We start from the raw sequence: 25,177 nt of genomic DNA on the forward strand, positions 1-25,177 counted from the left end.
GAATGTATGAAGGATGAAAAAATTTTATCTTTATTTAGACTATGTTTAAGCCTTCTAGCATTTAGTGCAATCATTACGCAATTTATAATACGGGCACAAGTGAAACCGTTCAATCCAGTTAACTTTTTTAGTTTCTTCACGATCGAAAGTAACATTTTAGTTGCATGTATTCTCCTTTTAAGTAGTATCGGAACAGCTACATTTGGTCGATCAGAACAGTTTGGTATACTTCGTGGTGCAGCAACGGTATACATACTTACGACTGGACTCATTTATTTTTTATTATTAAGAGGGTTAGAAGAATCACTTCAAACGGCAATACCATGGGTAAATACGGTGTTACATTATATCATGCCAATTGCTATGCTTTTAGATTGGATATTAAATCCACCAAATAAGAAAATCACTTGGAAACAAGCTTCAAGTTGGCTCTTATTCCCGTTTTTTTACGTTGTATATAGCTTAATTCGTGGTCCAATCGTGAATTGGTATCCTTATCCATTTTTAGATCCGAGAATAGGTGGATATGGTAGAGTACTTTTATACAGTATAGGGATAGCAGTTGTAATTGGCACTATTTGTATATTGGTAAGATTTTTAGGGAATCGATATTTTAGAAAAGAATTTTAGAAATGAAAGAAACCCGGCTGTTATGAATCTAAATAGCCGGGTTTCTTTCATTTTATCTACTCGTCTTCTGAAACGACATTTTAATAAATTTCTCCGTCTTCGTTTCAAATTCCACATCAACAAAAACACCATATTCTTTTCCGTCTTCACGTAGCCACAATTTGAATTTTTCAACTGTTATTTGAACGGTTTTTGGTTTTCTACCTATATGAAGGTAATCAATAATCTCTGCTTTTGGGTACTGTTCTTTCGTTTTCTCTACAGCAAGCTTACCCCATTTTGCATACGGCGGCTGCGCCTGAACAATTGATGAGCCTGTATATACATTTGAACATGTTGTTAGGAACAGAAGGACGAGTGCGACACGCTTTAACAAATTCTTCATGATGAACTCCTTTTATCCTTTTTTTATATTGTTTACATTTTCTTTCTACGATATTAGTTTGGATTTTTTGTCTTCTTTACATAAAAGCGAGGCTTTTACAAAACATAACCAAGAAATCATTTACATAATTAAGGAGGGAAAATTATGCGCCAAAAAGCTATGTTTAAAATAGCGGTTTTACTTGCGTTCATAGGACTGTCTTTAATGGTCAGTAGTATACAACTAAAGAATGTAGAAGCATTTTCTAATCAAGTCATTCAAAGAGGAGCATCGGGCGAAGATGTCATTGAACTGCAATCTCGTTTAAAATATAACGGATTTTATACGGGAAAAGTAGATGGTGTTTTCGGATGGGGTACATATTGGGCACTTCGGAATTTTCAAGAGAAATTTGGATTACCCGTTGATGGTTTAGCTGGAGCTAAAACGAAGCAAATGCTCGTGAAGGCAACGAAGTATGACAAATCAACTGCTAATAAAGGAACGACAACGAATAAAGGAAATAGTGGTGGCACTGCACAAGAGAATAAACCACCTCAAAATAAAGGGACAAATGTTCCGAACGGTTATTCTCAAAATGATATTCAGCTGATGGCAAACGCAGTATACGGAGAATCACGTGGTGAACCGTATTTAGGACAAGTTGCAGTAGCTGCTGTTATTTTGAACCGTGTTACAAGTGCGTCATTCCCAAATACTGTTTCAGGTGTAATCTTTGAACCTAGAGCATTTACAGCGGTAGCCGATGGACAAATATATTTAACACCAAATGAAACAGCAAAAAAAGCAGTTTTAGATGCGATTAACGGATGGGATCCAACAGGAAATGCTTTATATTATTTCAATCCAGATACTGCGACTAGTAAATGGATTTGGACTCGTCCACAAATTAAAAAAATCGGTAAACATATTTTCTGTAAATAGAGCGGAGGTGGGACAATGTTACGAGGTATTATCATTGTATTATTAACAGTCGGTGTAGTAGGAACAGGCTATTGGGGCTATAAAGAGCACCAAGAGAAAAATGCGGTTTTAATTCGAGCGGAAAATAGCTATCAACGTGCATTCCATGATTTAGCATACGAAGTCGATTTATTACACGATAAAATTGGCACAACACTTGCGATGAATTCACGATCATCTTTATCACCTGCATTAGCGGATGTATGGCGTTTAACATCTGAAGCTCGCTCAGATGTAGGACAACTACCTTTAACATTAATGCCATTTAATAAAACGGAAGAATTTTTAGCGAATATCGGTGATTTCAGTTACCGTGCAGCCATTCGTGATTTAGAAAAAGAGCCGTTAAATGAGCAAGAATATAAAACGCTACAAACTTTATATTCAAATGCAGGAAATATACAAGATGAACTAAGAAAAGTACAACATCTTGTTTTGAAAAATAATTTACGCTGGATGGATGTAGAAATGGCACTTGCATCAAATCGCGATCCAGCAGATAACACAATTATTGATGGATTGAAAACTGTAGAGAAAAACGTAACATCATATTCTTCTACAAACTTCGGACCGACCTTTACAAGTGCACAAAAAAATAAAAAAGGTGGATTTGAAGCGGAAGGAAAGGCAATTTCTAAAGATAAAGCGGCGAAAATTGCAAAATCGTTTTTGAATTTAAAAGGAAATGAAAAAGTAGATGTTGAGAAAAGCGGAAAAGGTGCGAAAGAATCCTTCTATAGTGTGAAAATTAAAGATGAAGCAACGAACAATGAGTTCTATATGGATATTACCGGAAAAGGCGGATATCCAATTTGGGTTATGAATAACCGCGAAATTAAAGAACAGAAAGTTAGTTTAAACGATGCAGGTAGCAAAGGTTTGAAATTTTTAAAGGACCATAAGTTTAATAATATGGAGCTTTATGATAGCTCTCAATATGATAATGTTGGTGTATTTACGTATGTAGTAAATGAAAATGGAGTACGAATTTATCCAGAAGCAATCCAAATGAAAATTGCTTTAGATGATGGTTCTATCGTTGGGTTCTCCGCAAAAGAATACTTAGCGTCACATCAAAAGCGAACAGTTCCATCGGCAAAGCTAACTGCAGCAGAAGCAAGAAAGAAAATCAATCCGGATGTAAAAGTCATGGAAGAACGTAAAGCTTTAGTAGTCAATGATTTGCATAATGAAGTGCTTTGCTATGAATTTGTAGGCACTTTAGGAAAAGATACGTACCAAATATTCATTAATGCTAATAGCGGGGCCGAGGAAAAGGTAAAGAAAATGCAAGCTGTTGAAAAAATTTATGATTAAACCTTAATAGTGAAGTGGTGAAAATAATGAAAACTCTAATATATATATTGATGCTTTGCTTCGTTATAACTGGATGCAGTATTGGAAAAAAAGACAATCCAAACGAAAAGCCGGAACAAAAAAATGTTTCAATGAAAAATGTTAATTATACGAATAAATCAAATAAGCCAAATGAAAAAGCAGCAGATCATTTAGCATCTTTAGCAGCAAGTGTGCCAGGTGTGAATGATGCAACAGCGGTCGTTGTTGGAAAATATGCTATTGTAGGTATTGATGTAAAAGCAAAACTTGATCGAACTCGAGTTGAATCAATTAAATACTCTGTTGCAGAAAGTTTAAAAAATGACCCTGACGGTGCTAATGCAGTCGTTGTAGCAGATGTTGATACGTATGAACGCCTCAAACAAATCGGAAAGCAAATTAAAAAAGGAAAAACAGGTGAAGGTATACTAGATGAATTAGCCGCTATTGTGGGCCGAGTAATGCCACAAGTTCCAAATGATATGATAGAAAATAGAGAAACGAATCCAATTAAAGATAATGATAAACAATTACCAAAAGATGAAGAACAAGAGTTAAGAAAAGAACAGGATGATCAATCAAATAATCATTTGAATAAATGAAATTAGCCTCGTACTTAATTGTACGAGGTTTTTAAATACAATATTAAATATTCAGTTTATTTTTAAGGGAATATATGGTTTAATTATCATGGGAGGGACAACTGTTATGATGAAAAAAAGCGCATGTATATTGTTTAGTTTATGCTTAGGTTTCAGTATGACAGCGTGTGAACAGAGAAAAGAAGTGAAAAACCAAACAGCAACTTCTTCTACTGTGATGGAAAGGCAACAGAAAGAGTCTATCAATATAAATCATTTCTCGAGTATAAATGAAGGAATGACTTATACAGAAGTGAAAGATTTAATTGGTTTTGAAGGAGATTTACTTATAGAAGAAGGGGTAGAGCATTCTACACAAATTAAACAAATTTTTGCTTGGAAAGGGAACGATCCAAATTCATTTGTTGAAATTACCTTTTTAGATGGAAGAGTGCATTCAAAAGCACAGCAAGGTATAAGTTAATAAGCTAAAAAATGGGAGAGTTTAGCATGAACATACACACAGGGGAAATTCAATTAGCTCCGTATAAGGAGAAATATAAAGAAGTTATACAAACATTTACTTTACCAAGTGAACAAGTTCAGTTTACATCAGATCCAAGCGCATTACTGGAGAAAGCAAAAAGTGATCATACAAAAAATGTGATTGTTATTTTAGATCACAATGGGGTACCGGTGGGTCTTTTCGCATTGGAAACGGGAGATAGAGTAAAGGAGTTCACAGATAATGAGGATGCTTTACTTTTAACGTCATTTTCTATTAATCACAATAGACAAAGAAAAGGATTCGCTAAAAAGTCATTGATATTATTAGAAGAGTTTGTAAAACGTTATTTTCCAATAAAAAATGAAGTTGTACTTGCTGTGAATGAAAGAAATATTCCTGCACAAAATTTATATGCAAAAGTTGGTTTCCAAGATAAAGGTTTTAGAAGAATGGGACCAATTGGCCAACAAATAATAATGCATTTATCTATAATGAAATAATGAGATAGAAAACTTACTCTTGAATATTCAAGTAGTAGGTTTTTTATTTTAACAATATATAATATATATATATAAAATGAAACAGGAATGAAGGATATAAAAAATGAATCAAGATAGAAAATGGAATATCGTTGGAGGAAGAGTGATTAAAACTGGAATTGCAGTTTTTCTTACAGTGTTAGTTTGTGATTTTTTTAACATCCCAACTATTTTTGCTGTAATAACAGCAATTGTTACAATTGAACCAACTGCAACAGACTCAATAAAAAAAGGACTTATTCGCTTTCCGGCCTCAACAATTGGATCGGCATATGCCATGACTTTCACATTTTTCCTAGGCCACCAAGCAATTTCTTATGCATTAGCTGCAATGTTTACGATCGTTACATGTCAAAAACTAAGGTTACATGCGGGAACTTTAGTTGCAACTTTAACTGCCGTAGCAATGATTCCAATTACGGCAAATCATTATTTTACTGCATTTTTAATTCGTTTAGCTACTACATCTACTGGTATTATAGTATCTACTTTAGTGAATTTTTTCATTTTTCCACCCCACTACACGAAAATGATTTTTGGATGTACAGAGGATCTATTTGCTAAAACAGCAAATATTATGAAAGAATGGATTACTGCATTAGTTGCAGGAAAAGGTGTGAAAAAGGAGACTGCTCAGGATTTATCTAAATTGACTTTATTATTGCATAAGGCGATACAATTTGTTCAATATGAGCAGAAAGATTGGAAATATCATCAACATACAAAGAAGGAAATGAGAAGCTTTTTAACGATGCAGAAGCAACTTCATATATTACAGCAAATCATTTACCATATAGATAATTTAGCTCGGGTATCAATTGAGACTTGTGACTGGTCACAAAGTGAAAGAGAAATATTACAACGAACAATTCATTCTATAATTGCTATATTGAGAAACCGTTGTAATGAAATTGATGAGGAACATTTCAAACTTATTGCTGAATTAGACAAGCAATTTTGGAGTTATAAAAATGATTTAAAAGATTATAAACCAAATCATTATCATCACCATTTTTCAAGTGAATCTATTATTTTATTTGAGGTATTATCTATTCATGATATGTTAGAAGAATTAAAACAATTAAAACAAATATCCGAGAAATATGAGTGGGAAAACCGATTCAATTGATAAGTTCATTTTACTGTGGGGGGGATAATATGACACTTTATATTGCATTACTAAGAGGAATCAATGTCGGTGGCCATAAAGTAATCAAAATGGCTGATTTAAAACGAGTGTTTGAATCAAAAGGGTTAAAACAAGTGAAAACATATATACAAAGTGGTAATATTGTGTTCGAATCTGAGGAAGGTATAAACTTTCTAAAGGACCGAATACAATCTGAAATAAAAAAAGAATTTGATTTCGATGTTCCAGTCATGCTAAGAACACATGATGAATTTATAAATATTATTAAACAATGTCCATATGAAGTTCATTCATTGTTAGAAGGAGAAAGTGTTCATATTGCTTTTTTAGCTAATGTACTTTCTGAAGAAGAGAGTAGTCAATTGCTTACATTTAAAAGTGAACTTGAAGATTGCTATATAGATGAGAAGGTCGTTTATTTATTTTTCAAAAATAGCATTCGAAATTCTAAATTAATGAACCAGTTTCAGAAGTTACATACACCAGCTACAGTTAGGAATTGGCGGACTGTGAATAAATTAAAAGCAATTGTAGAGAGTATGTAAATATAAAAAGATGAGGTTTTCTACATGTAGAAAACCTCATCTTTTTACTTATATTGTTTTGCAACTATGAGTTCGACAATAGGATAAATAAAGAATGAAGAGCAAATTGCGATGAACAGGGGGAGGTTTTTTACTCCATCTAAATTAGCCCCCATAGAAAATCCTTCGGAGAAGATTAATAAAAGGAACATTACAACTACAAGCACAAAATACGCAATTTTAAAGCTTTTATATGTAATTTGTTGTCCCATCTCATCTTGACTTTCTTCTGACACACCGTGGGGATCTCCCCAAGTAATGTGATTAATTAAATTACTAAGTATTAACGAAATAGCAAAAATCGTACCACCTAAAATAGAACCTTCAGTTATGTATTTATATGTGCCATGTACTAGTATTGCAATTAATGCTAAAACAATGATTATAAAAATAGTTTTTTTAGTATTCAATAAATAATTGCCCCCTCGATTGTAAAAAACTCTTTACAAATATAAGTATAAAATTGGAAAAGTGTCATGTCAAATATTTTTTACATACAATATGTAAGTATGCAATATTTTGTTTTTATGATAAATAAAAAATTACAATACATTTGAATGTAAAAGAATGGGCTCGCATATATTTGGAAGGGATGTCAGATTAATTTAGGGGGTAGTTATGTCTATACTTTTAAAAGCTGGTGCAGATGCAGGAAACAACGGTTTGAAGTTAATGGTGAAAGGGCAAGACCCTATTTTTATTCCGAGTATTTATTCTTTATATATAGGTGAGCCTACAGGACTCTTAGATGAGGTAGATGTTTCATTATCTGAATTAGAAAACCACATTGATGTGACTATAAGTTCGCCATCGTTAATGCTAAATAATGTACGATATATCGTTGGAGAAAAAGTTATTCAAGATCAATTAAAAGGTACTGAGGTAGAGAAGAAATCGAATAAGTCAACGGATGAGTTAATGGTTATTACAATACTATCAGGTTTGGCGGTAAGCGCTATGCGTCAAAGTCCAACTTCTAGCCATATTAATATTCGTTATGATTTATCTGTCGCTCTTCCTATGCAGCTTATTACACAAGAAATAGCTGCTGAAAATGCAAAACGTTATATGGGAAATCATAAGGTTATTTTCCATTATCCGAACGGACGCGATGTGACAATTAATGTTTCAATTGAGTATTGTAAATGCCTGCCTGAGGGCGCTTCTGGTACGTGGGGCATTGTATACGATGAAGAAGGAAATGTTGTGAAACATAAAATAGAATGTGAGCAAAATCAAGTTTCTGAAATTGATTTTGTAGATAAAACTCTACTCTCTTTTGATATTGGTGCAGGGACGACAGAAGAAGTCGTTTCATTAGGGGTGAATTTCCGTCCGCAACTAAGTAAAGGTTTATCTTATGGTGTAAAAGAGACGTTACTACAAATCATTACGAGATGGAACCGGAAGTATCCAACTAAAACGATTGATAGTATTACAGAATTCAATCAAATTTATTTAAATGATAAGCATCCGAGAAATACCTTATTAGTTGAGGAATCACAGCCAGCGCTATTAGGTTTAGCAGCACGTGTTGCAACAGATATTATAAATAAAATTGATGATATGAAAGACGATCCATACGTGTTTATTTATGGCGGGGGTGCAGTAATTATTAAAAATAGTTTAAAAATGATTTTAAAGCAAAAAGGACGACTCAAAAATGTAATCTTTGTAGATAATCCGTTATTTACAAATGCACGAGGATTATTAGTTTATACTTGTTCGCCAAAATATAGAGAGCATAAGCAAAAAGAGTTAGGATTTACAAACTTAACGATAAGTTAGTTGGTGGAAGTATGCGATCTAGGCGATATAAACGTGGTGATCGAGTAAAAATCAATATTCATAAATCGGTATCACCTGAAATGCTTGCGTGGCTGAATAAACAATCAAATCCAACTAATTTCTTCTTTTTTGCTGCGCAGCAACTATTTAAACAAGTTGGAGATATTGACGTTTCAAAAGCTTTACCAAGCAGCCATGTTTTCTCATTATATGTGGAGCCTTCATCCTTATTAAAAGTCGAAGTAAACCCTTTTAAAAACATGACACTAGACACAAATACATCCACCGAAAATGCAAAAAAAAAATTATGGGAATCTGTTGATCAATTAGATTGTCCATTTTTTTAAACATAGAAAAATATAAAAAGTCCCCATCACTATACATACGAATACAGTGATGGGTTTTTGTTTGTAACTAGAAGGGGGCACAATTTGTGCCCCCTTCCATTAGTTATTTATCTAAATTTTAGATGTATGTTTAGAAACAGCGTTAATTATGCTTTCCCAGTCATCTGGATGGTTTTCATGGCCTGCCCCTTTAAGAGTTAATAGTACTGAGTTTGGAATTTCATCAATTAGTGCGAGGCCATGTTCAAATGGGAGTGCTGTATCGTCTGTTCCGTGAATAACCAATGTTGGTGCTTGTATGGAGTGAAGTACACCTTCATATGCATCATCACCTTGAAGTAAAGCGTGATTAAACATACTTAATAAATTGTTTGCGCGTTCTATTTCTTGTTTTACTTGTGTATAAACTCTATTTTCATCAAATATTCGTTCTGATCCACATAATAGACGAGATCCTGAAACTAAATATTCTGCCACATCATTTTTATTTGTCCAATCTATACTTGCGCTCTTTACATGATGTTTTAAAATCCTTTCATCCATTGGGGGTAAATCGCGAGTATTATTATCAGATCCTATTACACTAGTCGCTAGTAAAGTTAGCGTCAAAATTCTTTCGGGATGTTTTACAGCGGCAATTTGAGCAATCATACCACCTAATGACATACCAAAAAGATGGGCTTTATCAATATGATAAGCGTCTAATACTCCGATTGCATCTTCAGCCATATCTGTTACTGAATAATTTGAAGTGCCAGGTTCATATGTAACAGAGCGTCCAACATCGCGATTATCAAAGCGAATAACAAATTTTCCTGTGTTCGCCAACTGTTCACAAAATTCTTCATCCCAATATATCATTGAACAAGTAGCTCCCATAATTAATAAAATAGCGGGATCATTAGAGTTACCGAAGCTTTCTGTACATATATCAATACCGTTTATTTTAAATATCTTTTCACTCATAAAGTTAGCCCCATTTCTTTTGAATTTAATTAATAATACAGTTTTGAATAATTCTAAGATGTGTGTAAGATTCTTTTTGAAATTCATCCCGCTATTTGCCGGGCAGTAAGAGCCCGATTGGTGAGGAATGATTAAAGTTTCACTTTATAATGCTTTTTGCATAATTACCCCCAAAAATAAGTATATGGTAATTCAAGGCAAAAAATTTTGAGAAATAATTGTATGTTATTAAAATAAACAGCAAGGAGGAGAGGAAATGAAAGCAATCGTTATTGATCGATATGGCAGTGTTGAAGAATTGAAAGAAAGACAAGTTTTAAAACCGGTTGTTAAGAATAATGAGGTATTAATACGTATTTATGCAACATCTGTTAATCCAGTTGATTGGAAAATAAGAAAAGGTGACTTACAAGAACAGTTACGCTTTTTATTTCCAATCACTTTAGGATTAGATGTAGCTGGAGTTATTGAAGAAGTTGGAGAAGATGTAGAGTGTTTCAATATAGGAGATAAAGTGTTTACGAAACCTGAAAATATAGGAAGCGGCTCTTATGCTGAATTCATTGCAGTACAATTAGATTTAGTATCACATATGCCTAATAATATTAGTTACGAAGAAGCAGCTTCTATTCCTCTTGCAGGACTTACAGCGTGGCAAAGTCTTGTAGATTACGCAAAAATAAAAGAGAATGACCGTGTATTCATTCATGCTGGAGCTGGTGGCGTTGGAAGTTTGGCAATCCAAATCGCAAAATCATTTGGAGCTTTTGTTGCCACGACTGCTAGTAGTAAAAATAAAGAATTTTTACAGTCTTTAGGAGCGGATCTCGTTATTGATTATAAAAAAGATAAATTTGAAGAACTAGTATCAGATTTTGATATTGTGTTAGATACAATAGGTGGCGAAGTGCAAGAAAAAAGTTTTCGAATTATTAAACCTGGTGGTGTTCTAGTTTCCATTGTTCATGAACCACTACAAAAAGTAGAAGGAATAAAATCAGGATTTTTATGGCTAAAACCAAATGGAAAACAATTAGAAGAATTATCAGCTTTAATTGTAAACGGAAAAATCAAACCAATCATAAGTAAAGTGGTGCCATTTAATGAAGCAGGAGTTCGAGAAGCTCATATTTTGAGTGAAGGACAACATGTTAGAGGAAAGATTGTAGTTAAAGTGGAATGATAATAAAGATTACAGCTTATAGAGTAACTAGATTTGAATAACGAAAAAGCTCAACAATAGATAATATCCCATACTATACATTTTCATTTGCGGGCATTATTTATTGTTGGCTAATGTGATATTGCTTCTAACAAATACTTTTTCGTATTGTATCATGTAATTTCTCTAATCCAATTTCCATATCTTTCTCGTTTAACATTGAATAGCTAATTCTTAATTGGTTATCATTTGTTTCGTAGTTTAATAGACAAGCTGTTCCTGGTAAAAAAGAGACATCTACTTCATTTGCTTTTTGTAATAAGGTAAAGGGATCTATCGAATCAGGTAGTGTCACCCATAAATTAAAACCTCCATTTGGTATTTCAAAGTGTAGTTCTTTTAATGGCGATAATATATCAATTGTTAAATCACGTCTCATTTGTAAAGCTGTACGTAATTTTTCTAAATGGTTTTTCATACGTTCTGCACGTAAAAACGGTAGAAGTGCCTTTTGTGTTAATAAAGGACTACCGATATCCATTGAACCTTTTACTGCATATAGCCATTCAAAAATAGGACCATCGGCAATAAGCGCCGCGATACGCAGTCCTGGTGCTAACGTTTTACTAAATCCTTTTATATATATTACGTGGCCATCCTTATCAAAACTTTTGATTGGGGGCGGGATTATAGCATCTTCAAAATATATTTCTCCGAAAGAATCATCTTCAATGATAAAAAATTGATATAGCCCCGCTAGTTCTATAAGTTCCATTCTTCGTTCTTTACTCATTACTGTACCTGTCGGGTTTTGGAAGGTCGGATTCGTATACAATAAAACGGGATTTTTACTTTGACAAATATCATCAATTAAGTCGGAGCGAACTCCATGATTATCAAGAGAAACAGGAATGATTTGAACACCTTTATTGATGAAAACATCAAGCGCGGCACTGTAACACGGACTTTCTACTAATACAGTATCTCCAGGTTTTAATAATGTTTGAGCAATTAAATCAATTCCTTGTTGTGCTCCGCTTGTAATTAATAATTGAGATGGGTCCGTCACTAATTTCTGGTGTTCATTTAAGTAATTTGCTATTTCAACTCGCAATTCATAATCGCCTTGAACTGGCCCATAAGTTGCTAACAACATCGGATTTTTATCCAGCAATTTATGCATTTCGTCTGCCAAAAATGGATTTGGTAACAGACGGGGATACAGAATTGCTTGTGAAAAATCATAATATTTACGGTGTTTATTCATTGCATATTGAGAACGCATAACATTAATAGATCTTGATAGTTGCCATTTATACGGTATCGGTTTGAAATCTTTCTTTACACGTTTATATATGTAAGCACCTTTTCCTTGTTCGATGCGTATATACCCTTTCGTTTCTAACTGTTTATAAGCTTTACGAACAGTTAATACATTGATTTGTAAATCTGTGGCCATACAACGTAAAGAAGGAAGGGATTCACCATGTGAAAGCATACCACTTTGTACTCTTTCAACAATTTGCATATATATTTGCTTGTAATACGGTATGTTTGATTCTTTACGCAATACAATCTTCATAGGTTCACCTATTTTTCTTTTTAATTTAATTAAAGCGAAAAATATATAGGGAATCAACTACAACTTGAAGTAACTGTTATATGTACCGATACACTGTTATACACCATAGCCTCTATACTCATTTTAAGAGTAAAAAGGAGGAAGTAAAATGGTCATTTTTAATTACATTTTAGTATGTATTATTTTCGGGACAACATTTTTAACGATTAAAATTGGAATTGAAGCAGGAGCGCCACCGTTGTTTTCAGCAGGAATTCGCTTCTTTTTAGCGGGTATAATCCTTATGATTATTTTTAAATTAAAGCGAAAAGAAATTATGCCACATATATTTTCAAAACGTATTATGTATGCTGGATTTTGTTTAACATTTATGACATTCGCAAGTTTATATTGGTCAGAACAATATATTTCTTCGGGATTAGCTGCTGTTCTTTCTGCTACGGGACCAATGATGATTTTATTAATACAAGCAAAGAGGAATAGGGAGAAATTACAAAAGGAACAACTCGTTGCTTTAGTTATTGCACTGATAGGTGTTATATTTGTTTCTTTACCAGGAATGCATCAACAAGTAAGTTTCATATGGAGTATTGCTTGTATTGTTTTAGTTATAGGAGAGTTATTTTACGGAATAGGCTCTATTCGTTCGAAAGAAATACTTTCAGATTTATCAAATGTATCACCATTTCTTATTAACGGAATTCAAATGTTTTATGGAGGGATTTTACTACTAATCGCATCTATTATTGTAGAACAACCAAATGTAACTGTATTAACTTCATGGAGTGTGCAATGGCCTATTTTATATCTCATATTTATCGGATCGATTGGTGGACACGGATTATATTACTGGCTCTTATCAAAAACAAATCCAGTATTTCCATCGACGTGGTTATATGTATCACCATTAATTGCAATAATTGTGGGATATATCATTTTAGGAGAGCCTTTAAATCCTACAATGGGAATGGGGGCTTGTCTTATATTGATTGGTGTATTTTTGGCCAATCGTTCAACGCTACGGACTTATTTCAAAAAAGGGCGGTTATTAGAGAAGGAGATGTAGTTTAATAAAGCAACAGCCCTGTATATTACAGGACTGATAAAATCAAAAACACAGTTGGAAAAATAACCAACTGTGTTTTTGATAATTAATTCACTTTTTTAATAAAGCCTTTATAATGACGTTTTACAAGCTGGCTTTCTAACGTCTTCATAGTTTCTAGTGCTACACCGACAATGATAAGTAAGCTTGTACCACCAATTTGAGCAGAAGGTGGTAACGTAGCAATTTTCGTGAATACGAGCGGTAATATAGAAATAGCACCTAAGAAAATTGCACCGATAAATGTTAAACGGTATAAAATTTTAGTTACATATTGTTCAGTTGCTTTACCAGGACGAATACCAGGAACATATCCATTTTGCTTTTTCAAATTCTCAGCCATTTGTTCAGGATTTACTTGAATAAATGCGTAGAAGTATGTGAAAGCAACGATAAGACCGACATAAAGTGTCATTCCAATTGGATGTGCGAAATCAAGATTTGCAACTAACCATTTTGATACGCTTGAATCAGGGAAGAGCTGCGCAATTGTACGCGGCGTCATTAAAAATGCAGAAGCAAAGATAACTGGTATAACACCAGCACTATTTACTTTAAGCGGTAAATGAGTGTTTTTTGCTCCTTGATATTGATTGTTTCCTGAAACAGCTTTTGCATATTGGATCGGTATTTTACGTACAGCTTGTTGAATGTAAATAACACCAACAACTATCGCTAAAATTACGAGTCCAATTAAAACAATTTTTATTATGTGCATAAATAGCTGATCGCCAGCATTTTGGAATTGTTGTAAATAAATTTGATTTGCAACATTTGGAATCGCGGCAACGAGACCTGCGAAGATAATCATCGAAATACCATTACCAACTCCGTTAGCGGTAATTTGTTCGCCTAACCAAAGTAAAAATGCAGTACCTGCAGTTAAAACTGTCGCAATAAATAAGTATGTAGTCCAGCTTTGATCTGTTATTAATTGTCCACCTGCTATATTATTAAAGCCATAAGACATTCCGATGGCCTGTATGAATGCGAGAATGATTGTAAAGTATCGAGTGAATTGAGCTGATTTCTTACGGCCCATTTCTCCTTGCTTTGCCCATTCCGAAAACTTAGGTATAACATCCATTTGTAGTAATTGTACTATGATGGAAGCTGTAATATATGGTGTAATACCTACAGCAAAGATTGAGAAATGTTGCAATGCTCCTCCACCAAATACGTTTAACATACCTAGAACGTTAGCTTGATCTTGTACTTTTAATACCTCTGCGTTAGTATGAGGAACTGGAATAAACGTGCCAATTCGAAAAACGATTAACATCGCTAGTGTAAAAAGGATTTTCCTTCTTATCTCAGCTACTCTCATGAAATTTGAAATCGTACGAAACATTATGTCGCCTCCTATATTTTTATCAGTAAAAAACTGATTATTATACCCTATGAAGTAACCACAAACCTCCTTCCGCACTAAATTCATTTGACAAATGGATTTTCATACACTTTGTAGTTTTCACGGATATAAAAATATAAGGTGTTATATAAGCGACCTATACACTTTACGTAATCATTCAATACCCATAATATATCGAATAAATTAACAAATGTACATACATACGCATTAAAAATGAATAAATAGGGTCATTTTTTACATTTATTTAATGATAAATTGATAGGACATTATTATTCAAGATTGTTATACATGTTATAAAAATAAAAGCGAGCCATTATGATTTATAACTAATATTCATTCAAATGTGTCAGCTAATAGCGTCTCCCAATCTTTAAAGGATAATTTATCAGTTATATGTTTTAGTGCGTTAGGTACAACAATATGACAAATAAGTTCTAAGCTATTACCATCTGGATCAATAAAATAAACAGATGCATTACCTTGATGTGGACGGACAAAGGGTTCAATAGATTCATTACTCCCAAACGGAACAGCTTTAATTTGAAGTGAGTGTAACCAATGTAATGATTCTTTTAAATCCTCATAGGAAACTCTAAATGCAATATGACGTAAAGAAGGATGATATTTTGTTTCGTATTCAGAGCCCGCCCATAATCCTAGCCAACTTTTCCCTTCCTCAATCCAAAAGAATGCTGTTGATTCATCGCTCCAGGCTAACTTCAGCCCTAGTTTTTCATAAAATTCGATAGATTGTTGTAAATTACTCACTGGTAAATGCGCTTCGTATATTCCTTTAATCAATTAAAATCCTCCACCTTTTTATTTTCTTACAATTAATATATCGATTTAAAAAGAATGTAAAATCAAATAAAAGTATGAAAGTACATACTACTTTAGTAGTAATAGTAATCAATTATATTTCAATTCAAATTCATCTCCCGCTGATTAAAGTTTCACTTTATATGATTAGAGAATTCTTTTTATTTAAGAAGGAATAAATGTTAAAGAAAGCTAATTAAACAGTGTACATATTTATAGGGGAGAAGATATAAATGAAAGTTGTTATAAAAAAATTACCACCATTAGAAGTAGCGTATATAAGACGAACTGGTAGCTACTTTGAACCGCAAGATCACTGGGGAAAGTTACTGAATTGGTCAATTGAAAATAAACTGTATCCACCAGAGCAATCATTTATCGGAATATCATTGGATAATCCTGAACTTGTTGCAAGTCATAAGTGCCGGCATGATGCATGTGTTACGATTCCTGAAAACTTCGATAAAGAAAAGTATCATGATGTGCAATTTAAAAAATTAGATGGAGGTACATATGGTCTATACCAGTTCTATGATGAACCTCATAAATTAAGTGAAGCGTATCAATACATGTATGTAGAGTGGCTACCAAATAGTGAGTATGATGCAGATTATGATAGAGATAATTTAGAGTTTTGCTTAAATAATGTTGCTGAAGATCTAGACGGAAAGTTAAAGGTTGATTTATTTGTGCCAATTAAAAAGATATAAAAAAACAAATAAGTTCATTTGTGGCTTTAAAATAAAATTGGAATAGTAGTGAAAGAAAAACTTTTTTTGAAGATAATATCTCTAGCGTAGAAATTTAAGTATGTAGGTTGCAATGAAAGGAGAATCCACATGGATACATTTGTAAATGACAAGTTTTATGAAACGAGAGATCAATTATTTGAGGAAATTACTTTGTTGAGTGATGCTCAATTTAATAGGAAACCAGATAAGGATAAATGGAGTATTGCACAAGTTTGTCATCATTTAGTTTTATTAGATGAGAGAGTGATAACAGTTATTTCCTCAGGGTTAAAAAAGTTAGATAGTACCCAAAATGAGCGTAAAGAAATTCACACTATTTTATTAGATAGAACGAAAAAGTTTATAGCTCCAGAAATGATTGAACCAAGTATAGAACCATTTGAAGTGGAGCAAATGCTCAATATGCTAAACGAATCAAGAAAAGAATTGATGCGTTTCCTGAGTACAATAGAAGATGAGTCTATATTAGCGAAAAAATCAGTGATGCATCCAGCTCTTGGAGAATTATCCCTTGATCAGTGGATAGAATTGATCTATTTACATGAACAGCGTCATATTTCACAAATAAAAGAGATAAAATTGCTTTGTGAAATTGAAAAGTAAAAATTATTCCCTATTTATTGATACGTATTATAAACAGGGGAAACGGTTGATTCATATTGATTCAGAAGAAAACAAAAATAGAATAAAATTAGTTGAAAGTGACCAATAAGCTTAAGAAAATATGAAACTATCCGATTTTCTGTATAAGTGTAACCCCGTCTTAAATGAAGAGCGGGGTTATTTTTTTGAAAGTACACTTCACACGCTTAAGGAAGGAGTATTCTGTCAGAAAACGATAAAATACAATTCTGTTAGGGGATGTATGCAATTTATTCTCTTTATTTTTGCAACAGAACCACCTTCAAAATTATCTTTTGTAGTTGAAGTTTCTTGAATAATAAGTTACATTTTTAAAGTTCAAGCAACTTTATGAAAGTACAAAAAGGGGAGAAATATAATTATTATGCAAAAAATGAAATGGAAGAACTATGTATGTTACTTTGTAATTTTATTACTGCTTGGAACGGCAGTAATAGTCAAACCATCTATCTCTAAGGCTGAGGAATCTGAAGTTAATATTACATTGTTAGGTACTGCAGATATTCATGGTAGATTTATGCCTTGGGATTATGCGCTTGATGGAGCAAATATGAGTGGAAGTTTGACGCAGCTTTATACGGTTATAAAGAAGATCCGTCAAGAAAATCCAAATACCATATTAGTAGATGCCGGGGATACAATTCAAGGAAACTCAGTAGAATTATTCAACGATAAGCCACAATCGCCAATGATGGTAGCGATGAATACAATGGGATATGATGCCTGGGCATTTGGAAATCATGAATTCAACTTTGGATTAGATACATTGAAAAAAGTTAGTGAGCAATATAAGGGAAAAACGTTAGCAGGAAATATTTATAAGGAAAATGGAGAGCGCTTTCTTCCTGCATATACAATTGTAGAAAAAGGTGGAATTAAAGTTGGGATTATTGGTATGAATACACCAATGATTAGTGATTTTGAAAAAGGGACAGATCACTTAAATGGTTTAGTGGTGAAAAATCCGGTAGAAGAGACGAAAAAGGCAATTAAGGAATTAGAAGGTAAAGTAGATGTAATGGTAGGAGTTATGCATATGGGACTAGAAAATGAGAATGGTATCCCTGGTACTGGTGTTCAAGATATTGCAAATGCTTGTCCGGAACTAAGTGCTATTTTTGCGGCTCATATGCATAAACTTGTAAAAAAAGAAGTTGTAAATGGCGTAATTATTACAGAACCAGATAAATATGGAACACATATTTCACGTATTGACCTTACTTTTACAAAGCAAGATGGTAAGTTGGCTTTAAAAAATAAAACTGCTACCGCTATACCTGTAAAAAATGCTGATGGGACAACGATATTATCCGATCCTACACTTGAAGAAACATTAACACCTTTTCACGAATATGCGAGAGGAGATGCAAATGTTGTAGTCGCTCAATTAAAGGGTAGAAATCTTGTTCCTGAAAATGAAATAAAGGGTATTCCAAGTGTTCAGATTCAAGAAACACCTTTATCAGATTTCTTTCATGAAGTTATGCTCTACTACAGTAAAGCAGATGTAGTAGCCCATCAAATTGATAATGATTATGCCCGTTTAGATACAGGCCCTATTAAGAAAAAAGATATTGCGTACAATTACCAATATGCCTTGGGAGAAATTACAGTATATAAGATTTCTGGAAAAGATTTAAAAGACTATATGGAATGGGCAGCAGGATATTTTAACTCATCTCGTGCCGGAGATGTAACCGTTAGCTTTGATAAAACCCGCCGTGCATCTAAATACAGTACGAACGATTTCTTTGGAGGCGTAAAATACGAAATTGACTTAACAAAACCATATGGAAGCAGAATTACAAATTTACGCTCTATTCGTACAAACAAACCAATCAAAATGAGCGATGTTATGACGTTGGGAATGAATGCATATAGAATGGAGGCTCTTCAGGCAAAAGGTGGAGCTTTAGAGGGGCGTAAGTTTGAACAAATTTGGTCATCTAAACAAGAGAATGCATTTGGAGAAACAGGCGGAACCATTCGTAACCTTGCTATTACATATTTAAAAGAGGTAAAGAACGGTGTATACACACCAAAAGTTATGCATAATTGGAAAATTACTGGTGTAGATTTACATTCTTCAGAGCATAAGGCGGTAGTTGATCTTGTGAATAAAGGGATTTTAGAAATTCCAAAAACAGAAGACGGAAAATACACAAATATAGCATCTATAAGTACGAAAGACTCAATTTCAAAAGAAGAGATTATATTACTCTCACAAAAAGCAAATATTAATCCAAATCAGTTTAATCATGTAAAGACAAAAGGTGAATTTTACAAAAAACTTAGTAGGATTACTAAAAGAATATAAATTATAAAATTTCTTATAGTAATTGTTATTTTAATAACATTAAACCCACTCTTACAATAGTAAAGAGTGGGTTTTTATGTTGTTATTTAGAGGTAAGTATACTTTTATTACAATGAATATAGATAATTAATAACTAACCAATTGGGTGAGCACCTATAAGGACTCTCTTTTATTCAAATTAATGTACATATGTGTTCCGTTCATTATTTATAATATTGACCACAATTTATGTAATTTTGCATAATGTTACATAAATTGTGTATTTTCTCTTTTTTTAGACATTAATAGACAGTATACTTTGTACAAGCTTTTTATTTCAAAAATTATACGAGGTGAAATAATGAAAAACAAAAAGACATTAACTAAGGTAGCATTAACAACAGGATTAGCTTTAACAGCTGTGGCACCATATGGGGTAGGTCATGCAGAGGAAACAGATCAACTACAAGTTCAAATTCAGGAGGAATCGTTCCGTTCGGGTGAACTTACACAGCCGTCACAAAAGGCACCAGAAAATGTAGTAAAGGATGCACTTAAGGAGAAAACAGAACAAGCTCTGTCCCAAAAACAAGTCAATGGAGAAGCAGGAGTAGATTATAAAGTCCTTCAAAAACGTGGTTCGTATGATGGAACTACACTTGTGCGTATGCAGCAAACATACGAAGGAAAAGAAGTATATGGACATCAATTAACTGCACACGTAGATAATAAGGGTGTTATTAAAAGTGTTTCAGGTGATAGCGCGCAAAATTTAAAACAAGAAGAATTGAAAAAACCTATTAATCTATCAAAAGATGAAGCAAAACAATATATTTATACGAAATACGGGAACGATATCAAGTTTATTTCTGAGCCAGAAGTTAAAGAGGTTATTTTTGTTGATGAAAATAATGGACAAGCTAGCAATGCATACCAAGTTACCTTCGAAGCTGCAACACCAAACTATGTTTCTGGTACTTATTTAGTAAATGCACAAAATGGTGATATGTTAAAAAATATGGTACAAGAATCTAACTTAAAGGCCAGTGACAAACTAGTTGGAGCTTTAAAGAAAAGTAAACAAAGCAGTCTTACATCATTAACCGGAACAGGAAAAGATGATTTAGGTATTAATCGTTCATTTGGTATCTCTAAACAAAGTAATGGCAAATATGCTCTTGCTGATTATACAAGAGGGCAAGGCATTGAAACATATGATGTGAATTACAGAGATATTACTAAAGAAGAAAGCTATTATCCTGGTACATTAGCGACAAGTACTTCGGCAACATTTAACGATCCAAAAGCAGTAAGTGCTCATTACTTAGCAACAAAAGTATTTGATTTTTATAAAGATAAATACAAGCGTAATAGCTTTGATAATAAGGGACAAAAGGTAGTTTCAGTTGTACACGCTTGGGATTCTGAAGAGACGAATGATCCGAAAAATTGGCAGAATGCATTAAGTGCTAATAATGGAAGTATGCTTGTATATGGCGATCCTATTGTTAAAGCATATGACGTAGCTGGACATGAATTTACACATGCTGTTACTTCTAGCGAATCTAATCTTGAATATTACGGGGAATCCGGTGCGATTAATGAGGCGCTATCTGATATTATGGGAACATCTATTGAGAAATACGTAAATAATGGAAACTTTAACTGGACAATGGGAGAACAAACGGGATCTGTTTTCCGTGATATGGAAAACCCAGCTTCTGTTCCATCTTCACTTGGAGTGCCTTATCCAGATGATTACAGTGAATTTAACGATTTTAATGGATGGGATCAAGGCGGTGTTCATTTTAATTCAAGTATTATTAATAAAGTTGCGTATCTGATTGCAAAAGGCGGAACTCATAACGGAGTAACTGTTAAAGGAATTGGTGAAGATAAAATGTTTGATATTTTCTATTATGCAAATACAGATGAGTTAAACATGACTTCTAATTTCAAAGAATTGAGATCAGCATGTATTCGAGTGGCAACTAATAAATATGGTGCGAATACAGCTGAAGTTCAAGCAGTTCAAAAAGCATTTGATGCAGCAAAAATTAAGTAATTTAGAAATATAGTTATCATTCATATATTAATACATTATGAAAAACAGCTAATGTCATTTTAAGGATATTAGCTGTTTTTTACGTGGCAATGTATCGTTGAAAATAAACTGACTAAGCAATAATGAGGCACTTTATCTGTAAGAAGTTGTGACAAATAAATAAGGTTTAAAATATATAAAAACAGAAAATTAATAATATATTGACCTCTTGATAGAAAGTCTATAAAATGAAAGCGATAACAAACGATTGCTTTAAAATGTTTTCCCTGATCTTTTAGTATTTACAAATATATGAAGGCATAAACAAATCTATTTTTTTAAGTACTAATGCAAACGTTTTCGTATTAAAAGGTCATTGAAATACATACGTGAAAATAGCCGATATGGAGGTGAAGTAAAAGAGATTTCTAGATTAATTTAAGCAGTGTTATTCAGTGTAAGCATAATAAATCGTTAGTAATATTTGAAGAAAGGGTGTATGTGATGCAAATTACAAAAAGATTAATTAACAAAACAGTTTTATTACTTACTTTAATCGTTATGTTATCATCTGTTTTCTCCTTTCAGAGTGTGAAGGCAGTTTCAAATTCGAAAACAACTGAAATTATCATTCATTACAAAGAAAAGCTTGGAAATACAAAAGACTGGAATCTTTGGTTATGGGGAGAAAATGCAAATGGTACATCTTATCAATTTACTGGTGAAGATGAATTTGGAAAATACGCTAAGATAAAAATAGACGGTGACTATAATCGTGTAGGATTTATAGTTCGAACAAATGAATGGGAAAAAGATGGTGGGGATCGTTGGATTGAAAATATAAAGGACGGTCGTGCTGAAGTATGGATCCTTTCGGGTGATGAAAAAGTATATAACTCTAAGCCTTCATCGGATCTCTCAATTCAAAAAGCAACTATTGATGGTTTCCATGAAATTACTGTAACGACTAATGTCCCGTTTAATATTAAGGAAAAGAAAATTGAAATTGAAGGCATTAAAATTAAGAATATTACTCCTTATGATATAAACAGTGGCGATATTACTAATAAGGTCAAAATAATTACGGAACAGAAAATTGATTTAAAACAAACATACAAAGTTAAAATAGAAAACTTAGCTGATACGAATACTGAAATTGGTAAAGTCATTCGTAGCGAAGAATTTGATAATTTATTTTATTATGGTGGTAACGATTTAGGAAATACATATACTCCGCAACATACAAAGTTCCGTTTATGGGCTCCTACTGCAAGCGAAGCGAAGTTAGTTACATATAAAAAATGGAGCGATAAAATAGGTGCTGAAATAAACATGCAACAAGGTGAAAAGGGAACTTGGACATCAGAACTAAAGGGGAACCAAAAAGGGCTCTTTTATACGTATAAGGTCAAAATTGGTGATAAGTGGACTGAAGCGGTTGATCCATATGTGCGTGCTGCTTCTGTAAATGGGGATAAAGGTGCAGTCGTTAATTTAGAAGAAACAAATCCGAAAAAATGGAAAGCAAACAAAAAGCCAAAATTTAAAAATCCGGAAGATGCTATTATTTATGAGTTACATGTACGCGATCTTTCCATTCAACCTGAAAGTGGTATTAAACAGAAAGGGAAGTATTTAGGTGTAACAGAAAAAGGAACAAAAGGGCCAGAAGGTGTAAAAACAGGACTTGATCATATAAAGGATCTCGGTGTTACTCACGTTCAGTTTTTACCGATATTTGATTATGCTTCTGTAAATGAAGAGACTTTAAATGAACCGCAATATAACTGGGGATATGATCCTAAAAATTTCAACGTTCCAGAAGGCTCCTATTCTACAAATCCTTATGAGCCAACTGTGCGAATAACTGAATTAAAGCAAATGGTTCAAACACTACATGATAATAATCTTCGAGTGGTGATGGATGTAGTATATAACCATATGTATAACGCTGCTGAATCTAATTTCCATAAGTTAGTTCCAGGTTATTATTATCGTTACAATGAAGATGGAACATTTGCAAATGGAACTGGAGTAGGAAATGATACTGCTTCAGAAAGAAAAATGATGAGGAAATTTATGATAGATTCCGTCACATATTGGGCAAAAGAATACAATTTAGATGGATTCCGTTTTGATTTAATGGGTATTCATGATTATGAAACGATGAATGAAATACGTAAAGCTGTTAATCAAATTGACCCTTCTATTATACTACACGGAGAAGGATGGGATTTAAATACACCTCTTGCAGCTGAGCTGAAAGCAAATCAAAAAAATGCAGAGAAAATGAAAGGGATTGCTCATTTTAACGATAATATACGTGATGGGTTAAAAGGTAGTGTATTTGAGGAAAAAGAAAATGGTTTTATAAATGGAAAGGAAAATATGGAAGATCGTATTAAAAAAGGTATTACGGCAGGTATTGACTACGATACAAATTCGTCTACCTATCAAGATCCGGAACAGGTGCTAACTTATGTGGAAGCACATGACAATCATACATTATGGGATAAACTTGAGTTAACTAATCCAGGTGACAGCGATGAAGTGCGAACACAAATGCACAAATTGTCTTCTTCGATTTTATTAACATCACAAGGAATTCCATTTTTACATGCAGGGCAAGAGTTTATGCGGACGAAATACGGTGATCATAATAGTTACAAATCTCCAGACTCAATTAACCAGATGGATTGGCTGCGCCGTGCAACGTTTAATAATGAAGTAGATTATATGAAGGGTTTAATAGAATTACGCAAAAAGTACTCAGCTTTTCGAATGACATCTGCAGAGCAAATAAAAACACACGTATCATTTATTGATGCTCCAAAAAATACTGTAGCTTATATAATAGAGGGGAATAAACATGAATACTTTACAGTGGCTCACAATGCAAATAGAGAAGCTGTTGAAATAACACTTCCATCGAAAGGGCCTTGGAAAGTACTAGTAGATGGCAAGCAGGCGGGAAGTAAACCACTTTATGTTGTCCATGACAATAAAATTAAAGTTCCTGCATTAAGTTCCATTGTTTTAAAATCAGAAAAACCAATTAAATAAAAGCGAAGAGTGTGGAAATAAATACTGAATTGAGCAAAGTTAATAAGGATTGCAAATGAAAAAAGCGAAGTGAAGATTATTCTCACTTCGCTTTTAAAGTTAATGTAATATAATTTCACATACTGTAATTATATTACAATTTAATAAAAGAAATAAGCAATAGATTATTTCTTTTATGACAGTAGGAGGAGAAGATATCTTTGAGTTTATTTATAAAATTACCTGAAATACATTCGTAATTCATATAATGTTTATTATATATTCGAACATATAACGAACTAGATGTTCGAGTTGTATTAACTCCTACAAATCGTTTAAAAATAACAAAGGCGTAAAAAGTATATGGAATTAAAATAGAGAAAAGACACCATTCAAGGTGTCTTTTCTCTATTTTGAATATGAAATGTAAGTAACTCGATTGTATGTAATAGTATGTGATATTTTCACACTAACTGATTAAGAAAAATTTAAAACTCTTTTCTTAATCTATTTGTAATAAATTACATCATAAAATTTTATTGATATAATAAATAAAACTTTCTCAACATTATTTGATTTAAT

23 protein-coding genes are annotated in these 25,177 nt (G+C 33.0%); 17 read left to right on the forward strand and 6 right to left on the reverse strand.

Features of this window, described 5'->3' with window-relative positions; genetic code table 11:
* Positions 1-6 precede the first annotated feature (6 nt).
* Complete coding sequence (locus tag DN401_RS01010) at positions 7-630, forward strand: Pr6Pr family membrane protein (RefSeq protein ID WP_000650955.1); 624 nt, start codon at positions 7-9, stop codon at positions 628-630.
* 52 nt (positions 631-682) lie between these two features.
* Here the strand turns inward: DN401_RS01010 and DN401_RS01015 are convergent, their stop codons facing one another.
* Positions 683-1,015: a DUF3889 domain-containing protein gene (locus tag DN401_RS01015; RefSeq protein ID WP_000793375.1), complete on the reverse strand. Its 333-nt coding sequence runs from the start codon at positions 1,013-1,015 to the stop codon at positions 683-685.
* A gap of 144 nt (positions 1,016-1,159) precedes the next feature.
* On the opposite strand from DN401_RS01015, the gene sleB reads away from it, so the two are divergent.
* The 7 genes from sleB (at position 1,160) to DN401_RS01050 (ending at position 6,639) form a co-directional block, all read left to right on the forward strand.
* A complete protein-coding gene (sleB, locus tag DN401_RS01020) occupies positions 1,160-1,939 on the forward strand; it encodes a spore cortex-lytic enzyme (protein ID WP_001249063.1) in 780 nt (259 codons plus the stop codon).
* A gap of 15 nt (positions 1,940-1,954) precedes the next feature.
* Entirely contained in the window at positions 1,955-3,295 is a 1,341-nt protein-coding gene (gene ypeB / locus DN401_RS01025; protein ID WP_149287443.1) for a germination protein YpeB, read from the forward strand.
* Between the two features lie 26 nt (positions 3,296-3,321).
* The gene (locus DN401_RS01030) at positions 3,322-3,918 is read left to right on the forward strand and encodes a YhcN/YlaJ family sporulation lipoprotein (protein ID WP_000854053.1); all 597 of its coding nucleotides are present in this window, start codon (positions 3,322-3,324) and stop codon (positions 3,916-3,918) included.
* Between the two features lie 106 nt (positions 3,919-4,024).
* Positions 4,025-4,381: a hypothetical protein gene (locus DN401_RS01035; protein WP_000976446.1), complete on the forward strand. Its 357-nt coding sequence runs from the start codon at positions 4,025-4,027 to the stop codon at positions 4,379-4,381.
* Between the two features lie 11 nt (positions 4,382-4,392).
* Positions 4,393-4,905, forward strand: a complete 513-nt coding sequence (locus tag DN401_RS01040; protein WP_121868266.1) for a GNAT family N-acetyltransferase — start codon at positions 4,393-4,395, stop codon at positions 4,903-4,905.
* Between the two features lie 103 nt (positions 4,906-5,008).
* Positions 5,009-6,073: an aromatic acid exporter family protein gene (locus tag DN401_RS01045; protein ID WP_098212924.1), complete on the forward strand. Its 1,065-nt coding sequence runs from the start codon at positions 5,009-5,011 to the stop codon at positions 6,071-6,073.
* Positions 6,074-6,102: 29 nt separating this feature from the next.
* Positions 6,103-6,639, forward strand: a complete 537-nt coding sequence (locus DN401_RS01050; protein ID WP_098212925.1) for a DUF1697 domain-containing protein — start codon at positions 6,103-6,105, stop codon at positions 6,637-6,639.
* 44 nt (positions 6,640-6,683) lie between these two features.
* Here DN401_RS01050 and DN401_RS01055 read toward each other — a convergent pair whose 3' ends face one another.
* Positions 6,684-7,088 (reverse strand): hypothetical protein, encoded by a 405-nt coding sequence (locus tag DN401_RS01055; RefSeq protein WP_001093141.1) that lies wholly within the window; start codon positions 7,086-7,088, stop codon positions 6,684-6,686.
* 208 nt (positions 7,089-7,296) lie between these two features.
* Here DN401_RS01055 and DN401_RS01060 point away from each other — a divergent pair, with 208 nt between their 5' ends.
* Together DN401_RS01060 and DN401_RS01065 are read left to right on the forward strand one after the other, a co-directional pair.
* A complete protein-coding gene (locus DN401_RS01060) occupies positions 7,297-8,466 on the forward strand; it encodes a ParM/StbA family protein (RefSeq protein ID WP_000025622.1) in 1,170 nt (389 codons plus the stop codon).
* 11 nt (positions 8,467-8,477) lie between these two features.
* Positions 8,478-8,813: a hypothetical protein gene (locus tag DN401_RS01065; RefSeq protein WP_001257760.1), complete on the forward strand. Its 336-nt coding sequence runs from the start codon at positions 8,478-8,480 to the stop codon at positions 8,811-8,813.
* A gap of 111 nt (positions 8,814-8,924) precedes the next feature.
* Here the strand turns inward: DN401_RS01065 and mle are convergent, their stop codons facing one another.
* Positions 8,925-9,779: a BCA family alpha/beta fold macrolide esterase gene (gene mle, locus DN401_RS01070; protein ID WP_001290783.1), complete on the reverse strand. Its 855-nt coding sequence runs from the start codon at positions 9,777-9,779 to the stop codon at positions 8,925-8,927.
* Between the two features lie 256 nt (positions 9,780-10,035).
* Between mle and DN401_RS01075 the strand changes: the two genes are divergently transcribed.
* On the forward strand, positions 10,036-10,962 hold the full coding sequence (locus DN401_RS01075; RefSeq protein WP_098212927.1) for an NADP-dependent oxidoreductase: 927 nt from the start codon (positions 10,036-10,038) through the stop codon (positions 10,960-10,962).
* Positions 10,963-11,089: 127 nt separating this feature from the next.
* Here DN401_RS01075 and pdxR read toward each other — a convergent pair whose 3' ends face one another.
* Entirely contained in the window at positions 11,090-12,523 is a 1,434-nt protein-coding gene (gene pdxR, locus DN401_RS01080; RefSeq protein WP_017673309.1) for a MocR-like pyridoxine biosynthesis transcription factor PdxR, read from the reverse strand.
* A 148-nt stretch (positions 12,524-12,671) separates the two neighbouring features.
* Here pdxR and DN401_RS01085 point away from each other — a divergent pair, with 148 nt between their 5' ends.
* A complete protein-coding gene (locus tag DN401_RS01085; RefSeq protein WP_000234337.1) occupies positions 12,672-13,589 on the forward strand; it encodes a DMT family transporter in 918 nt (305 codons plus the stop codon).
* 85 nt (positions 13,590-13,674) lie between these two features.
* Here DN401_RS01085 and secY read toward each other — a convergent pair whose 3' ends face one another.
* Positions 13,675-14,979, reverse strand: coding sequence for a preprotein translocase subunit SecY (gene secY / locus DN401_RS01090; protein ID WP_000490135.1), 1,305 nt, complete (start codon positions 14,977-14,979; stop codon positions 13,675-13,677).
* A gap of 354 nt (positions 14,980-15,333) precedes the next feature.
* A complete protein-coding gene (locus tag DN401_RS01095) occupies positions 15,334-15,801 on the reverse strand; it encodes a VOC family protein (RefSeq protein WP_000589640.1) in 468 nt (155 codons plus the stop codon).
* Between the two features lie 251 nt (positions 15,802-16,052).
* Here DN401_RS01095 and DN401_RS01105 point away from each other — a divergent pair, with 251 nt between their 5' ends.
* The 5 genes from DN401_RS01105 to pulA all read left to right on the forward strand — a co-directional run bounded on the left by DN401_RS01105 (position 16,053) and on the right by pulA (position 24,616).
* Complete coding sequence (locus DN401_RS01105; RefSeq protein ID WP_000869612.1) at positions 16,053-16,529, forward strand: AraC family transcriptional regulator; 477 nt, start codon at positions 16,053-16,055, stop codon at positions 16,527-16,529.
* Between the two features lie 129 nt (positions 16,530-16,658).
* Positions 16,659-17,174, forward strand: coding sequence for a DinB family protein (locus tag DN401_RS01110; protein WP_000379366.1), 516 nt, complete (start codon positions 16,659-16,661; stop codon positions 17,172-17,174).
* A 403-nt stretch (positions 17,175-17,577) separates the two neighbouring features.
* Positions 17,578-19,530, forward strand: a complete 1,953-nt coding sequence (locus DN401_RS01115) for a bifunctional metallophosphatase/5'-nucleotidase (protein WP_149287444.1) — start codon at positions 17,578-17,580, stop codon at positions 19,528-19,530.
* A 340-nt stretch (positions 19,531-19,870) separates the two neighbouring features.
* On the forward strand, positions 19,871-21,574 hold the full coding sequence (locus tag DN401_RS01120; protein ID WP_000791447.1) for a M4 family metallopeptidase: 1,704 nt from the start codon (positions 19,871-19,873) through the stop codon (positions 21,572-21,574).
* Positions 21,575-22,057: 483 nt separating this feature from the next.
* Complete coding sequence (gene pulA / locus DN401_RS01125) at positions 22,058-24,616, forward strand: type I pullulanase (RefSeq protein ID WP_121868265.1); 2,559 nt, start codon at positions 22,058-22,060, stop codon at positions 24,614-24,616.
* The last annotated feature ends 561 nt before the right edge of the window (positions 24,617-25,177 follow it).

The sequence above is a fragment of the Bacillus sp. BF2-3 genome (assembly GCF_008368795.1).
Taxonomy (GTDB): Bacteria; Bacillota; Bacilli; order Bacillales; family Bacillaceae_G; genus Bacillus_A; species Bacillus_A cereus.

Coding starts and splice junctions, on each gene's coding strand:
- sleB (WP_001249063.1), top strand. CDS start 1,160: ATGCGCCAAAAAGCTATGTTTAAAATAGCGGTTTTACTTGCGTTCATA.
- DN401_RS01050 (WP_098212925.1), top strand. CDS start 6,103: ATGACACTTTATATTGCATTACTAAGAGGAATCAATGTCGGTGGCCAT.
- DN401_RS01015 (WP_000793375.1), bottom strand. CDS start 1,015: ATGAAGAATTTGTTAAAGCGTGTCGCACTCGTCCTTCTGTTCCTAACA.
- DN401_RS01045 (WP_098212924.1), top strand. CDS start 5,009: ATGAATCAAGATAGAAAATGGAATATCGTTGGAGGAAGAGTGATTAAA.
- DN401_RS01115 (WP_149287444.1), top strand. CDS start 17,578: ATGCAAAAAATGAAATGGAAGAACTATGTATGTTACTTTGTAATTTTA.
- DN401_RS01030 (WP_000854053.1), top strand. CDS start 3,322: ATGAAAACTCTAATATATATATTGATGCTTTGCTTCGTTATAACTGGA.
- DN401_RS01075 (WP_098212927.1), top strand. CDS start 10,036: ATGAAAGCAATCGTTATTGATCGATATGGCAGTGTTGAAGAATTGAAA.
- pulA (WP_121868265.1), top strand. CDS start 22,058: ATGCAAATTACAAAAAGATTAATTAACAAAACAGTTTTATTACTTACT.
- DN401_RS01065 (WP_001257760.1), top strand. CDS start 8,478: ATGCGATCTAGGCGATATAAACGTGGTGATCGAGTAAAAATCAATATT.
- pdxR (WP_017673309.1), bottom strand. CDS start 12,523: ATGAAGATTGTATTGCGTAAAGAATCAAACATACCGTATTACAAGCAA.
- DN401_RS01060 (WP_000025622.1), top strand. CDS start 7,297: ATGTCTATACTTTTAAAAGCTGGTGCAGATGCAGGAAACAACGGTTTG.
- secY (WP_000490135.1), bottom strand. CDS start 14,979: ATGTTTCGTACGATTTCAAATTTCATGAGAGTAGCTGAGATAAGAAGG.
- DN401_RS01035 (WP_000976446.1), top strand. CDS start 4,025: ATGATGAAAAAAAGCGCATGTATATTGTTTAGTTTATGCTTAGGTTTC.
- DN401_RS01085 (WP_000234337.1), top strand. CDS start 12,672: ATGGTCATTTTTAATTACATTTTAGTATGTATTATTTTCGGGACAACA.
- DN401_RS01105 (WP_000869612.1), top strand. CDS start 16,053: ATGAAAGTTGTTATAAAAAAATTACCACCATTAGAAGTAGCGTATATA.
- DN401_RS01120 (WP_000791447.1), top strand. CDS start 19,871: ATGAAAAACAAAAAGACATTAACTAAGGTAGCATTAACAACAGGATTA.
- DN401_RS01110 (WP_000379366.1), top strand. CDS start 16,659: ATGGATACATTTGTAAATGACAAGTTTTATGAAACGAGAGATCAATTA.
- ypeB (WP_149287443.1), top strand. CDS start 1,955: ATGTTACGAGGTATTATCATTGTATTATTAACAGTCGGTGTAGTAGGA.
- DN401_RS01010 (WP_000650955.1), top strand. CDS start 7: ATGAAGGATGAAAAAATTTTATCTTTATTTAGACTATGTTTAAGCCTT.
- mle (WP_001290783.1), bottom strand. CDS start 9,779: ATGAGTGAAAAGATATTTAAAATAAACGGTATTGATATATGTACAGAA.
- DN401_RS01040 (WP_121868266.1), top strand. CDS start 4,393: ATGGGAGAGTTTAGCATGAACATACACACAGGGGAAATTCAATTAGCT.